Source organism: Staphylococcus sp. 11511212 (assembly GCF_011394755.1).
GTDB lineage: Bacteria > Bacillota > Bacilli > Staphylococcales > Staphylococcaceae > Staphylococcus > Staphylococcus chromogenes.
In genome coordinates this window covers 440554-456225 of the sequence record NZ_JAANBQ010000003.1, presented here as the reverse complement: position 1 = coordinate 456225, position 15672 = coordinate 440554, and the positions used below count along the sequence as shown (strand labels likewise).

At 36.3% G+C, this 15672-nt stretch carries 10 protein-coding genes; 8 read left to right on the top strand and 2 right to left on the bottom strand.

Annotation, left to right across the window (positions count from 1 at the left end; genetic code table 11):
- Positions 1-249: 249 nt before the first annotated feature.
- Positions 250-2952 carry an aconitate hydratase AcnA gene (gene acnA, locus G8Y84_RS03650; RefSeq protein WP_037573531.1) on the top strand — a complete coding sequence of 901 codons (2703 nt, stop codon included), beginning with the start codon at positions 250-252 and terminating at the stop codon, positions 2950-2952.
- A 189-nt stretch (positions 2953-3141) separates the two neighbouring features.
- Positions 3142-3594 (top strand): 1,4-dihydroxy-2-naphthoyl-CoA hydrolase MenI, encoded by a 453-nt coding sequence (gene menI / locus G8Y84_RS03645; protein WP_037573533.1) that lies wholly within the window; start codon positions 3142-3144, stop codon positions 3592-3594.
- A gap of 154 nt (positions 3595-3748) precedes the next feature.
- Here menI and G8Y84_RS03640 read toward each other — a convergent pair whose 3' ends face one another.
- Both G8Y84_RS03640 and plsY read right to left on the bottom strand, forming a co-directional pair.
- A complete protein-coding gene (locus G8Y84_RS03640) occupies positions 3749-4048 on the bottom strand; it encodes a HesB/YadR/YfhF family protein (RefSeq protein WP_105962798.1) in 300 nt (99 codons plus the stop codon).
- 83 nt (positions 4049-4131) lie between these two features.
- A complete protein-coding gene (gene plsY / locus G8Y84_RS03635) occupies positions 4132-4713 on the bottom strand; it encodes a glycerol-3-phosphate 1-O-acyltransferase PlsY (protein ID WP_105962799.1) in 582 nt (193 codons plus the stop codon).
- A 213-nt stretch (positions 4714-4926) separates the two neighbouring features.
- Between plsY and parE the strand changes: the two genes are divergently transcribed.
- The 6 genes from parE to G8Y84_RS03605 all read left to right on the top strand — a co-directional run bounded on the left by parE (position 4927) and on the right by G8Y84_RS03605 (position 15505).
- Positions 4927-6921: a DNA topoisomerase IV subunit B gene (gene parE, locus G8Y84_RS03630; protein ID WP_165806122.1), complete on the top strand. Its 1995-nt coding sequence runs from the start codon at positions 4927-4929 to the stop codon at positions 6919-6921.
- Positions 6921-9347, top strand: coding sequence for a DNA topoisomerase IV subunit A (gene parC / locus G8Y84_RS03625; RefSeq protein ID WP_105967293.1), 2427 nt, complete (start codon positions 6921-6923; stop codon positions 9345-9347). Before parE ends, parC begins: the two co-directional genes overlap by 1 nt.
- 89 nt (positions 9348-9436) lie before the next feature.
- Complete coding sequence (gene alsT / locus G8Y84_RS03620) at positions 9437-10906, top strand: glutamine transporter AlsT (RefSeq protein ID WP_037573545.1); 1470 nt, start codon at positions 9437-9439, stop codon at positions 10904-10906.
- Between the two features lie 163 nt (positions 10907-11069).
- A complete protein-coding gene (glcT, locus tag G8Y84_RS03615) occupies positions 11070-11921 on the top strand; it encodes a glucose PTS transporter transcription antiterminator GlcT (protein ID WP_037573547.1) in 852 nt (283 codons plus the stop codon).
- 108 nt (positions 11922-12029) lie between these two features.
- Complete coding sequence (gene ptsG, locus G8Y84_RS03610; protein WP_105962802.1) at positions 12030-14072, top strand: glucose-specific PTS transporter subunit IIBC; 2043 nt, start codon at positions 12030-12032, stop codon at positions 14070-14072.
- A 209-nt stretch (positions 14073-14281) separates the two neighbouring features.
- On the top strand, positions 14282-15505 hold the full coding sequence (locus tag G8Y84_RS03605; protein WP_037573552.1) for an AI-2E family transporter: 1224 nt from the start codon (positions 14282-14284) through the stop codon (positions 15503-15505).
- The last annotated feature ends 167 nt before the right edge of the window (positions 15506-15672 follow it).

Genomic DNA, 15672 nt, shown 5'->3' with positions numbered 1-15672 from the left:
TTATGCGCTTTGTAATCAGTTTTTTTATGCTTTATTTCACTTTAACGACGAGAGCTTATATGGAGATATAAGGTGATTGGATAAAATATACTTATTACACTCAATGTGGTTGATAATTTATACTTATAATATCTGATTCAAAAGACGAAACATTGAATTAAGGGTTTTCATAGGTAGACTGTTGTTTTCAGAGAAGGATAATTATACAATTGAAGTAACGGCATATAATAATATCAGGGGGGATATTCTATGGCTTCAAAATTAAAAGAGCAAGCTAAAAAGTCATTTCAAGTCAATGGTAAAACGTTAACTTATTACGACCTTAAATCTCTAGAAGAGCAAGGTTTAACAGAAGTAAGTCGTTTACCTTATTCAATTCGAGTACTTTTAGAATCGGTTTTACGTCAAGAAGATGGATTTGTCATTACGGATGAACACATTAAAGCTTTATCTACATTTGGCAAAGAAAATGAAAAAGGGGAAGTTCCTTTTAAACCATCTCGTGTTATCTTACAAGACTTTACGGGTGTACCGGCAGTCGTTGACTTAGCGTCATTACGTAAAGCAATGGATGATGTGGGTGGAGACTTAACGAAAATCAATCCAGAAGTGCCCGTAGATTTAGTTATTGACCACTCTGTACAAGTGGATAGCTATGCAAATCCTGATGCACTTGAACGTAACATGAAATTAGAATTTGAAAGAAACTATGAGCGTTACCAATTTTTGAATTGGGCAACAAAAGCTTTTCAAAACTATAATGCAGTACCACCTGCAACAGGTATTGTTCACCAAGTCAACCTTGAATACTTAGCAAATGTGGTCCATGTCCGTGACATTGAGGGAGATCAAGTTGCTTTCCCAGATACACTTGTTGGTACTGACTCACATACGACAATGATTAATGGTCTTGGTGTCTTAGGCTGGGGCGTTGGCGGTATTGAAGCTGAAGCAGGTATGCTTGGTCAACCTTCATATTTCCCAATTCCAGAAGTGATTGGCGTACGTTTAACAAACGAATTACCACAAGGTTCAACAGCGACAGACCTTGCATTACGTGTGACTGAATTGTTACGTAAAAAAGGTGTTGTGGGCAAATTTGTCGAATTTTTCGGTCCAGGCGTTGAAAAATTGCCACTTGCAGACCGTGCAACGATTGCAAACATGGCGCCTGAATACGGTGCAACATGTGGTTTCTTCCCAGTTGATGATGAAACATTAAAATATTTACGCTTAACTGGACGTTCAGAAGAACAAATTGCAACAGTTGACCAATATTTAAAAGAAAATCATATGTTCTTTGATGCTTCAGCTGAACCAAATTACACTGATGTTGTTGATTTGGATTTATCTACAGTAGAAGCTTCATTATCAGGTCCAAAACGACCACAAGACCTTATCTTCTTAAGCGACATGAAAGATGCTTTCCAAAAATCAGTGACTGCACCTGCAGGCAACCACGGTCATGGACTTGATAAGAGTGAATTTGATAAAAAAGCTACAATCGAATTCAAAGATGGTCGTACAACTGAAATGAAAACAGGAGATATTGCTATTGCCGCAATCACTTCATGTACGAACACATCTAATCCATACGTCATGTTAGGTGCAGGTTTACTTGCTAAAAAAGCTGTTGAAAAAGGCTTAAAAGTTCCTGAATACGTAAAAACATCTTTAGCGCCTGGCTCAAAAGTCGTGACTGGATATTTACGTGATGCGGGCTTACAAGACTATTTAGATCAATTAGGATTTAATCTAGTAGGTTACGGCTGTACAACATGTATTGGTAACTCAGGACCATTACTTGAAGAAATTGAACGTGCAGTGGCTAAAGAAGATCTTTTAGTAACTTCTGTATTGTCAGGTAACCGTAACTTTGAAGGACGTATTCACCCATTAGTAAAAGCGAACTATCTTGCTTCACCACAACTTGTTGTAGCATACGCATTAGCTGGAACAGTGGACATCGACCTTCAAAACGAAGCACTTGGTAAAGACGCTCAAGGTAACGATGTCTACTTAAAAGACATTTGGCCTTCTATTCAAGAAGTTTCAGATGCAGTAGACAGCGTAGTTACACCGGAATTATTTAAAGAAGAGTATAAAAACGTATACGAAAATAACGAGTTGTGGAACAAAATTGAAACGACAGATCAACCTTTATATGATTTTGATCCATCATCTACGTATATTCAAAACCCTACTTTCTTCCAAGGTTTATCAAAAGAACCGGGTCAAATTGCTCCATTAAATGATTTACGCGTGATGGGTAAATTCGGTGATTCTGTAACAACAGACCATATTTCACCAGCGGGTGCTATTGGTAAAGATACACCAGCAGGTAAATATTTATTAGATAATGGCGTTTCTCCACGTGATTTCAACTCTTATGGTTCACGCCGTGGTAATCACGAAGTCATGGTTCGTGGTACTTTCGCAAACATTCGTATTAAAAACCAATTAGCTCCAGGTACAGAAGGTGGCTATACAACATACTGGCCAACAAAAGAAGTGATGTCCATTTATGATGCAGCCATGAAGTATAAAGAAGATGGCACAGGTCTAGTTGTATTAGCTGGTAACGACTATGGTATGGGCTCTTCACGTGACTGGGCAGCTAAAGGAACGAATTTATTAGGTGTAAAAACAGTCATTGCGCAAAGTTATGAACGTATTCACCGTTCAAATCTTGTGATGATGGGTGTATTACCATTACAATTCAAACAAGGGGATTCCGCTGATGCACTTGGCCTTGATGGCACAGAACATATTTCAGTTGATATTACAGAAAATATCGAACCTGGCCAAGAAGTCAAAGTTACAGCGAAAAAAGAAGACGGTCAAATTATTGAATTTAATGCACTTGCACGATTTGATTCAAAAGTTGAAATCGAATACTATCGTCATGGTGGTATCTTACAACTAGTACTTCGTAAAAAGTTAGCCAATTAATGATATAATTATGAAAAAAACGAGGGCATCTTCATGTCCTCGTCTTTTTTTGTCGCTATACATAAATTATTTTTAGTTTTCGTTGTATTTGTTTAAAATGCTATCTCATGCAGTAAAGGTTCTTAAAAGGATTCGTTGGGACTTTATGATACACTGTTATATAATGACCAAAAGAAAGAGGGACGTATCATGCTATATGCTTTAACAGAAATCGAATCAAGATATCAAGAAACAGACCAAATGGGTGTGATTTATCATGGAAATTATGCTACTTGGTTTGAAGTGGCACGTACGGATTATATTCGTAAACTAGGTTTGGATTATAGTGAAATGGAAAATGCAGGGGTTGTTTCTCCTGTGACAGAGTTAAATATTAACTATAAAAAAAGTGTTACATATCCTGAAAAAGTGATTGTCAAAACATGGGTTTCTAAATTTTCGCGATTACGTTCAAGATATCAGTATGAGATATATAATGAAAAAGGTGAAATAGTGACCACTGGCTATACAGATAATGTCATTATTACAAAAGATGGCCGTAAACCTATCCGTCTGGATAAAGCTTTTCCTAACTGGTTTGAAGTTTATCGTTCCGTGGATGAGCAAAATCAAGCTGGGGTTGAAAAAGAGCTTACATGCTAAGGACAACTTGGTAAATATGGCGGAAAATAGATGTATTTTTATCGCACGAGTTAATCAACACACGGGTTAAAAAAGAGAAGACCTGTTCAACAGTTATATATGATGTTGAACAGGTCTTTACTTATTAAAGCGTCTATTTTATGGATGGTATATTTTAATTTTCTTCAGCTTCATAAATGACTTCATCATTTTGTACATCGATTTTTAGTCGATGATCTTCAAAATACCATAGGTCTTTTTCAGCAATCATCAATTTTAAACCATCTAATGTTTCTTCGTAGCCGATTTCATCAATGTCACTAATATTTTCAATATTAAATGCCGGGCTAAAACCTTGTTTTAACTGAAATTCTCCACCATATCTTACAAAGAAATGGAGCGTTTTGCCTTCTTGAGGTAATTCTAATTCTTTTTTAAACCATTGAATTGCGTTATCTGTCATGTCTAATTGCATACATAAAACTCCTCTCGTATTTAAGGCTGATCACTTATATCAACATTTTATATGGATTTACCGTGAAAATAAATCGATATGGGTTACATCCATTTAATTTTAGGTTCAGTTCCTTTAATAATACGTTTAATATTGCTTGTATGGCGTACAATAAGCAATAAGGCGACTGCCATACTGATAAACAGTAGAATATAATCGCGGATGAAGAAAGAACCAATCACGCAACAAATACCTGCAATAATACTAGAGAGTGAGACGTATTTTGTTAAATAGAGTAATGCAAAAAATATTGAAATTAAGACTAAACATAAAATTGGATTTACACCTAGTAAGACGCCTGCACTTGTTGCTACAGCTTTCCCACCGCGGAATTTTAAATAAATTGGAAAAACATGACCCAATATCGCAAAAATACCAATTAAAACGCCGTGTATATCAACGTTAAATAGAGGGGGGAGAAATACAACAATGAAGCCTTTGAAAATATCAAAAAAAGTGACAGCGAAGCCTGCAGGTTTGCCTAGGACTCTAAAGCTATTTGTCGCCCCTGTATTCCCACTGCCGTATTGTCGTATATCTTTTTTAAAAAACAGTTTACCTATCAAATAACCACTTGGTATTGCTCCGATAAGGTAACTTAAAATAATCACTAGGAAAAGCGTCATGTATACTCACATCCTTTTAGTACCTACTACCATTTTACCCGAAATTTTGAAAAGCGTCATGTTTTTTGGTGTTACTAAATAAGTAATTTGTCCATCTCGTGTTATGAAACATAGCGTGAATTCAAATTGTGACTTGCATTTTAAAGCGATTTATATAAGAATAACTATTGTATAGTTTTATGAACGAACATATGTTTGTAGGAGGGGAATTGAGTGTCAGCGAAAACAAATCACAACTATTCTGATGATGCAATTCAAGTACTAGAGGGTCTTGAAGCAGTTCGTAAAAGACCAGGGATGTACATCGGTTCAACGGATAAGCGTGGCCTACACCATTTAGTATATGAAGTTGTAGACAACTCCATGGACGAAATTTTAAATGGCTATGGTGACGAAATTAATGTCACAATTAATGCAGATGAAAGTATTACGATTTCCGATAATGGACGAGGAATGCCAACAGGAATGCATCAATCAGGTAAACCTACAGTCGAAGTCATATTCACTGTTCTCCATGCAGGAGGTAAGTTTGGTCAAGGAGGCTATAAAACCTCTGGTGGTTTGCATGGTGTTGGTGCTTCTGTAGTGAATGCTTTAAGTGAGTGGCTCACGGTTCAAATTCATCGTGATGGAAAAATTGTTGAACAACAATTTAAACATGGGGGTATCCCGCAAACAAAACTTATTGCGAAAGGCAAAACAAAAAAAACAGGGACAACAGTCACTTTTAAACCAGACCCTGAAATCTTTAAAAATGCAACTTCATTTAATTTTGATACGTTAAGTGAACGCCTACAAGAATCAGCTTTTTTACTTAAAGGGTTAAAAATTACCTTAGAGGATCGTCGTGCTGATAAGGAACGTACTGAAGTTTATCATTATGAAGAGGGTATTAAAGAATTTGTAAAGTATGTAAATGAAGGAAAAGAAACTTTACATGATGTTGCATTTTTCCAAGGAGAATCTAACGAAATTGAAGTAGATGTTTCCTTTCAATACAATGACCAATATTCAGAAAGTATCATGAGTTTTGTCAACAACGTTAGAACTAAAGATGGCGGAACACATGAGGTTGGATTTAAAACAGCGATGACGCGTGTCTTTAACGATTATGCGCGACGCACAGGTGATTTAAAGGCAAAAGATAAAAATTTAGAAGGTAATGATATTCGTGAAGGGTTAACGGCGATTATTTCTGTTCGTATCCCAGAACATTTATTACAATTCGAAGGTCAAACCAAGTCCAAGTTAGGGACACCTGAAGCGAGAAGTGCGGTAGATTCAGTAGTTTCAGAAAAATTACCTTACTACTTAGAAGAAAAAGGGCAATTGTCTAAAGCTTTAGTCAAAAAAGCCATTAAAGCACAACAAGCAAGGGAAGCGGCACGAAAAGCACGTGAAGATGCCCGTTCAGGGAAAAAGAATAAGCGCAAAGATACCTTATTATCAGGTAAATTAACACCAGCACAAAGTAAAAATACGGATAAAAATGAATTATACCTTGTAGAGGGAGACTCTGCCGGAGGATCTGCAAAATTAGGACGTGATCGTAAGTTTCAAGCTATCTTACCTTTACGAGGAAAAGTGATTAATACTGAAAAAGCGAAACTTGAAGATATTTTTAAAAATGAAGAAATCAACACGATAATTCATACAATAGGTGCCGGTGTAGGTAATGACTTTAATATAGAGGATAGTAACTACAATCGCGTCATTATTATGACGGATGCTGATACTGATGGGGCACACATACAAGTCTTATTGTTAACGTTCTTCTTTAAATATATGCGTCCATTAGTAGCGGCGGGGCGCGTATTTATTGCCTTGCCTCCATTGTACAAGTTAGAAAAAGGTAAAAATAAAAATAAAAAAGTCGCTTACGCTTGGACAGATGAAGAGCTTGAAGATTTACAAAAAGAGTTTGGTAAAGGTTTTATTTTACAACGATACAAAGGTTTAGGTGAAATGAATCCTGATCAATTATGGGAAACGACGATGAATCCTGAAACGCGTACATTAATTCGTGTTCAAATAGAAGATGAAGTACGGTCATCTAAGCGTGTTTCTACGTTAATGGGAGATAAAGTTGCCCCACGTCGTGAGTGGATTGAACGTCATGTTCAATTTGGTATGCAAGAAGATCAAAGTATTTTAGAAAATGATGAAATTCAAATTTTAAATGATGAATCTGAAGAGGAGAATGCATAATGGCTGAAATCATCCAAAGTTTACCTTTAGAAGATGTCATTGGTGACCGCTTCGGACGTTACAGTAAATATATTATTCAAGAACGTGCTTTACCTGATGTACGCGATGGTTTAAAACCTGTTCAACGTCGAATATTATATGCGATGTATGCCAGTGGCAATACGTATGATAAAAACTTCCGTAAAAGTGCGAAAACCGTCGGGGATGTCATTGGACAATTTCATCCACACGGTGATTCATCAGTCTATGATGCCATGGTACGTTTGAGTCAAGATTGGAAATTGCGACATGTGCTCGTAGAAATGCATGGTAACAATGGGAGTATTGACAATGACCCTCCTGCTGCGATGCGTTATACAGAGGCAAAACTAAGCGTACTATCCGCACAGCTTCTACGGGACATTCATAAAGAAACGGTCGATTTCGTACCGAATTATGACGACACTGAAATGGAACCTATGGTGCTCCCAGCACGTTTTCCGAATCTACTAGTCAATGGATCTACAGGAATTTCAGCGGGGTACGCCACAGATATTCCTCCACATAATTTAGCAGAAGTAATTACTGCAACTCTAAAATATATTGACCAACCTGAAATTTCAGTCAGTCAATTAATGAAATATATCAAAGGTCCTGATTTTCCTACAGGAGGTATTATTCAAGGAATTGATGGCATTAAAAAGGCTTATGAGACGGGGAAAGGCAAAATTATTATTCGTTCAAAAACTGAAATAGAATCGTTACGGAATGGTCGCTCTCAAATTGTGGTGACTGAAATCCCTTATGAAGTCAATAAAAGTAACCTCGTTAAAAAAATTGATGAACTTCGTGCAGATAAAAAAGTTGATGGTATTGTCGAAGTGCGTGATGAAACGGATCGAAGTGGACTACGTGTTGCGATTGAGCTTAAGAAAGACGTTAACGCTACAGCGATTTTAAATTACTTATTTAAAAATACAGATTTACAAGTCGCATATAACTTCAATATGGTTGCCATCAGTGAAGGACGACCAAAATTGATGGGCATCAAACCAATGATCGATAGCTATTTAAATCATCAAATTGAAGTCGTGACACGACGCACTCAATTTGATTTAAGCCATGCGGAGGCACGGATGCATATTGTTGAAGGTTTGATCAAGGCGTTATCAATTCTTGATGAAGTCATCACAATTATTCGTAATTCTAAGAATAAAAGTGATGCTAAAAATAATCTTGTTTCTGAGTTTGACTTTACCCAAGAACAAGCAGAAGCCATTGTCATGTTACAACTTTATCGTTTGACAAACACTGATATTGTGGCTTTACAAGATGAACATAAAGAACTGGAAGCACGCATTGCAGAACTTAAACATATTTTAGATGATCATGACGCTTTACTTAGTGTGATTAAAGATGAATTGAGTGAGATCAAGTCACAATTCAAATCCCCACGTCTTTCTGTCATTGAAAAAGAAATCGCTGAAATCAAAATTGATAAAGAAGTGATAGTGCCAAGTGAGACGGTGGTCATGAGTTTAACGCGTGAAGGGTATATTAAACGGACATCATTACGCAGCTTTAATGCAAGTGGCAAAGAAGAAATTGGACTTAAAGACAAAGATGCAATACTTACGATTCAAGAAGTTAACACACAAGATACAGCTTTAGTCTTTACGAATAAAGGCCGTTATTTACTTATTTCCGTCCACAAATTACCAGATATTAAATGGAAAGATTTAGGACAGCACGTGTCTCAAATTGTCCCTATTGATGAAGATGAAACGGTGATTCAAGCCTATGTCGTGTCACAGTTCACAGATGAAGAAGCGATTGTGACAGCAACGCGAAATGGTATGATAAAAAAAAGCTTGCTTTCAGGTTTTAAATCCACACGTACGAATAAGCCACTCGTCGCATCGAAAGTGAAAGCTGGAGATGAAATTGTTTCAGTGATGAAAGTGAACGCGACGAACGATCTACAGTTGATAACTTTATTAACACATAAAGGCATGTCTTTAACATACCCACTCTCTGAGTTGCCAGATACTGGGTTACGTGCTGCAGGTGTTAAAGCGATTAATCTTAAAGATGAAGACGTTGTGATTTTAGTTGATACGGTTAATAATGAAGATACCATACTCATCGCTACGCAAAGAGGTGCTTTAAAACGTATTAAAGCCTCACTATTACAGTCTGCTAAACGTGCACAACGTGGCATGACTTTACTGAAAGAACTTAAGAAGAACCCTCATCGCGTGGTTGCGGCGCGCGTCTGTCATCCGGAAAATAATACATTTACATTATGTTCAGAAAATGAACATTATCAAGGTCAAATTAGTGATATCCACTTATCAGAGCAATATACAAATGGTAGTTTCGTTGTTGATGTAACGACGTTTGGTGAAATAAAGCATCTTGAAATCGATGCACATTTAAAAAATTGATAGTCACTTTTCTATAACAATGATAGAATGATACTAGTTGTTTTTTAAAATGAGTATATTGAAAATTTGATAAGTAAAGAGGGATTAAAGTGAAAGATTTTGATAGTTTAATTCCGGATTGGTTCAAAACAATTGTTACTGAAGGTAATGACTTAATTTGGTCCCAATATTTAATTGGTTTACTATTGACAGCTGGGCTATTTTTCTCAATTAGCTCTAAGTTTATTCAAATTAGGTGGCTGCCTGAAATGTTTAGGACCTTAACGGAGAAGCCAGAAACTTTGGATTCCGGTGAAAAAGGTATTTCTCCTTTCCAAGCTTTCGCTATTAGTGCGGGATCACGTGTAGGTACAGGAAATATTGCCGGTGTTGCGACAGCTATTGTTTTAGGAGGACCTGGTGCTGTATTTTGGATGTGGATTATTGCCATTATCGGTGCAGCAAGTGCCTTTATTGAGGCGACTTTAGCTCAAGTTTACAAAGTTCCTGATAAAGAAGGCGGTTTCCGAGGTGGACCGGCTTATTATATTACTAAAGGTTTAAATCAAAAATGGCTTGGTGTGGTATTTGCGATATTAATTACCATTACATTCGCTTTTGTTTTTAACACGGTTCAATCAAATACAATTGCAGAATCTTTAAATACGCAATACAATGTGAATCCAGTGATTACAGGTATTGTTTTAGCGGTGATTACAGCAATTATTATATTTGGTGGTGTGCGTAGTATTGCGACGCTCTCATCATTCATCGTTCCAATTATGGCGATTATTTACATTTTGATGGTATTGTTCATTTTAGTGACACATATCGATCAAATTGTGCCGATGATTATGACCATAATTAAAAGTGCTTTTGGTTTGAATCAAGCAGCAGGTGGTGCTGTTGGTTTTGCAGTCTTACAAGGTGTTAAACGTGGATTGTTCTCTAATGAAGCGGGTATGGGTTCAGCACCAAACGCGGCTGCCACTGCTGCAGTACCTCACCCAGTAAAACAAGGATTAATCCAATCTTTAGGGGTGTTCTTTGATACATTACTCGTATGTACAGCGACAGCGATTATGATTTTATTATATTCAGGCCTAGAGTTTGGTGAAGGGGCTACCCAAGGTGTAGCAGTTACACAATCCGCCCTTAACGAACATTTAGGGTCAGCAGGTGGTATTTTCTTAACTATTGCGATTACGTTATTTGCGTTTTCATCTGTAATTGGAAACTATTACTATGGTCAATCTAATATTGAATTTTTGTCTGAAAATAAGATTGTACTCTTCATCTTCCGTTGTTTTGTTGTTTTACTAGTATTTGTGGGTGCTGTTGTTAAAACTGAAACAGTTTGGGGAGCAGCCGACCTATTTATGGGAATGATGGCCATTGTGAACTTAGTGGCGATTATTGGTTTATCAAATGTAGCTTTTGCGGTTGCAAAAGACTATCAACGTCAACGTAAAGAAGGTAAACGTCCAATCTTTAGACCAGAAGAATTAGAAATTAATTTGTTTGGTATTGAATGTTGGGGAGATGCACAAAAACGATTAAAACAATATGATAAATTTTAAACATAGTGAATTGCTTTTCTATTGGGGCTAGGACATTATCTTGTTCTAGCTCCTTTTCACGTTTCTAAATCACATATCCAAAGCGCTGAATCATTTAAAAGTGGCTTTATTTATTTTTATATTCCATATATAATCATTATTAAGTGATAGAGGAGAAAAAATTATGCCATCATACTTAATCAAAAAAGTACTCAATAATAATGTCTTAATATGTGAATACCGTAAAGAAGAAGTCATTGTCATTGGCAAAGGGTTGGGCTTTAATCAAAAAGCAGGAAAGTATATTGAACCAGACAAAGTCATTGAAAAAATTTTCACTTTACAAAATAAACAAGAACAAGACCATTATAAAATGGTACTTGAACATACAGATGAAGACGTAGTTAAAGTTGTTATAGAATCTGTACAACTTATCATGGCGCACTTTGATTTGAGTCAAAATGAGTCATTTATCGTATCGCTCACAGATCATATTGTCTTTGCACTTAAGCGTTATCAACAAAACCAATTTATACAAAATCCCTTTCTAAGTGAGACGAAGTACAGTTACCCTGAAGCCTATAAAATTGCGAAGCGTGTCGTAGCGAGAATCAATTTACAGTTAAATGTTGATTTTCCAGATGATGAAGTTGGATTTATTGCTTTACATATTGCTTCACAGACGAATCAAATTGACATCGAACAAACGCAACAAGTACCAAAGTTAATTAAAACTGCAGTTAAAATAATTGAACATGATTTACAAATTAAAATTCCAGTACAATCGATTCAATATCAACGTTTTGTGAGACACATCCATTTTTTATTACAACGTGTTCGTAATGGAGAGCGTGCGCACGTCGAATTAAATTTTGAAACGTTATTGAAATCACAATATCCTTTATGCTACAATATAGCTGTTAAAATAGTAAAAATGATTCAAACACAAAGTAGCGTAGAGGTGTATCAAGCTGAAATCGCATATTTAACAATGCATATTCAACAACTTTCTACGACTTCTCAATCAAATATGTAACGTGTTACTAAGTGAGATTAGGCATGAGTTCAGATCTGTGAAAAACCATTCATAGATTTTTACTCATGCCTTTTTTGTGTTGGTATCATAAAAATTGGAGGTATTACAGTGGGAAAAAAACTATTTGGACAGTTGCAACGCATAGGTAAAGCATTAATGTTACCTGTTGCGATTCTACCTGCAGCCGGATTGCTTTTAGCATTTGGGGTCGCGCTACAAGGGGAAGCATTACAACATTATCTTCCGTTCATTCAAAATGAAGGTGTACAAAGCGTCGCCTCTATGATGACGGGGGCAGGTAGTGTTATTTTTGATAACTTGCCGATTATTTTTGCGATGGGGGTTGCCATAGGTCTTGCTGGTGGTGACGGGGTTGCAGCCATCGCAGCATTTGTTGGATTTGTGATTCTCAACAAAACGATGGGGGCCTTTTTACATGTGACACCTGAGATGGCAGGTCAAGCCGATAAAGGTTTTGCAAGTGTGCTTGGGATTCCAACGCTTCAAACAGGGGTATTTGGAGGTATTATCATTGGTGCGCTTGCGGCATGGTGTTATAACAAGTTTTATAACATTTCATTACCGACGTATCTAGGTTTCTTCGCAGGAAAACGATTTGTGCCGATTATGATGGCGACACTCTCATTTATTCTTGCGTTTCCAATGGCATTAATTTGGCCAACGATTCAAACTGGGTTGAATGCTTTTAGTTCTGGTTTATTGGATTCTAATACGGGGCTTGCCGTCTTTTTCTTTGGTTTTATTAAACGTTTATTAATTCCTTTTGGATTGCATCATATTTTCCATGCACCATTCTGGTTTGAATTTGGTTCATATACAAATGCTGCAGGAGAAATTTTCAAAGGGGACCAACGTATTTTCTTAGAACAAATTCGTGAAGGGTCTCATTTAACAGCAGGTAAATTCATGCAAGGGGAATTCCCTGTGATGATGTTTGGTTTACCAGCTGCAGCTTTAGCCATTTACCATACGGCAAAACCTGAAAATAAAAAAGTTGTTGCAGGTTTAATGATATCAGCAGGTTTAACATCATTTTTAACAGGTATTACTGAACCATTAGAATTTTCATTCTTGTTCGTTGCACCATTATTATTCTTTATTCATGCGGTACTTGATGGTTTCTCATTCGTAATTTTATATTTACTTGATTTACATTTAGGTTATACATTCTCTGGTGGTTTTATTGATTTTGTACTACTTGGAATTTTACCGAACAAAACAGCTTGGTGGCTTGTGATTCCTGTTGGTTTAGTATACGCAGTCATTTACTATACAATCTTCCGCTTCTTAATTACAAAATTCAACTTTAAAACGCCAGGCCGTGAAGATAAAAAGGCAGAAACTTCTTCAGTAGAAGCTAGTGAACTACCTTATGCCGTTCTTGAATCTATGGGAGGTCAGGAAAACATCAAACATTTAGATGCTTGTATCACTCGTTTACGTGTTGAAGTGGCAGATAAAGGTAAAGTAGATGTGGCGCGTTTGAAAGATTTAGGTGCCTCTGGTGTCTTAGAAGTCGGTAACAATATGCAAGCGATATTTGGACCGAAATCAGATCAAATTAAACATGAAATGCAACATATTATGGATGGTAAAGCAGTAAGACCGGTTTCTCTAGACGATCAGGATGATGAACCTGTCGTGGTTGAAACCACAGATTCAGCTGATGAAACCGTAACACCGAAACATACGCAGGTTGTTGCACCACTTGAAGGGACATACGTTCCACTTTCTGAAGTTCCTGATCAAGTGTTCCGTGAAAAAATGATGGGAGATGGCATTGCGATTCAACCTTCTAAAGGTGAAGTCCGTGCACCATTCAGTGGTAAAGTACAAATGTTCTTCCCAACTAAGCATGCCATTGGTCTTGTTTCAAACGAAGGTGTAGAGCTTTTAATTCATGTAGGTCTCGAAACTGTGAAATTAAATGGTGAAGGATTCACAATGCACGTTGAAGAAGGACAAACCATTCAACCAGGTGATGTTTTATTAACATTTGATTTAGACTACATTCGTGAAAATGCGAAAAGTGATATTACACCTATCATCGTGACACAAGGCAATATTCAAGAGGTTGATTTAACAGAAGGTCAATCCTTACAATTCGGTGAAAGCTTATTTAAAGCCTAATCATTCATTTCATACCTATGTACCGCGTGAGCGACTACATAGGTATTTTTGTTTCGACTTTTATTTTTGTGGTATATTGAACGATAAAATGCACATCGTTCATAACAAATCTAAGGTAAATTTAATGTTCCTGAAGCGGGTATATGTTTTAATTTATTTAAAAAAACGATACACTATAATTAATTTAAGTAAAGTAGGGTGAGGATTAGATGTCGGAACACAAACCATCTCAAGGGTTTGAACGTCAAAACCTTGATTTTCGAGAAAGTCGTTTTATGAAATTTTTTGGGGGAAAAGATTTACTTTTTGCACTAATGATTTTCATCTTATTAGGCATCGTAATTTTTATTTTTGATAAAGTGTCGTATGTCTTCCAACCATTTATTATTGTATTTAATACAATAGCTGCACCGATTATTATTGGGTTGATTTTATTCTATTTATTTAATCCGATTATCAACTTGATGGAACGTTATAATATTAAGCGGATATGGGGGATTACCATTCTGTTTGTAGGGATTGCTGGAATTATTACGATTATCGTTAATTTGTTAATTCCACTTGTTTCCATCCAATTAGATCGTCTTATTTCAAACGCACCTTTTTATATTCAAAAAGTAAGTGAGTTTGCAAATCGGGTCATGCATTTTCCATTTTTAGAAAAATATTCAACACAAATTGAAAGCACATTGACCACCCTAAAAGAGCGTTTGCCGAATATGTCTGACAATATCGCACCTAGAATTCGTACGTTTGCTGAAACATTAGTCAATGCGACCGTCGTACTCATCACAGTCCCATTTGTACTGTTCTTTATGCTCAAAGATGGCCATAAATTTAAAGGATTTATTAATAAAATTACCCCGCCTAAATTCCGTAAAGATACACATGATTTATTAGACAAAATGAGCCATCAAGTAGGATCTTATATTCAAGGCCAAATCATCGTTTCTTTTTGTATTGGATTTTTACTATTTATTGGTTATTCCATTATTGGACTTGATTATGCGCTTATATTAGCAAGTATAGCTGCAGTGACAAGTGTTGTTCCATACTTAGGACCGACAATTGCCATATCACCAGCAATTATTATCTCTATCATTACATCACCATTTATGTTGATTAAATTAATCATTGTATGGACAGCTGTACAATTTATTGAGGGGCATTTTATTTCTCCAAACGTCATGGGAAAAACTTTAAAAATTCACCCGTTAACGATTATTTTTGTATTGTTGAGTGCAGGTAACTTACTAGGAATTGTGGGTGTGATTTTAGGTATTCCAGCTTATGCCATTTTGAAAGTACTTGTATCGCATATCTTCTTATTATTTAAACGTCGTTATAATAAATTCTACGCTGATGATGCGGGACTTTATGAAATGCCTGAAGAAGAATATGCGGCGACAAAATCCAATCAAAAAACACTTTAAAGTGTTTCTATGCAAGGAACTTAAAATTAGCTTAAATATGTTGCGAGATAAGCCTATCGTACTTGTCAAACGTTAGGTTTATCCTGTAGCATGTTTAATTCAGTCAGTTTAAATATTGCAGGTATCAAAGCTTTACACCCTTTGATCCTAGTAGTATTCAATCAGTC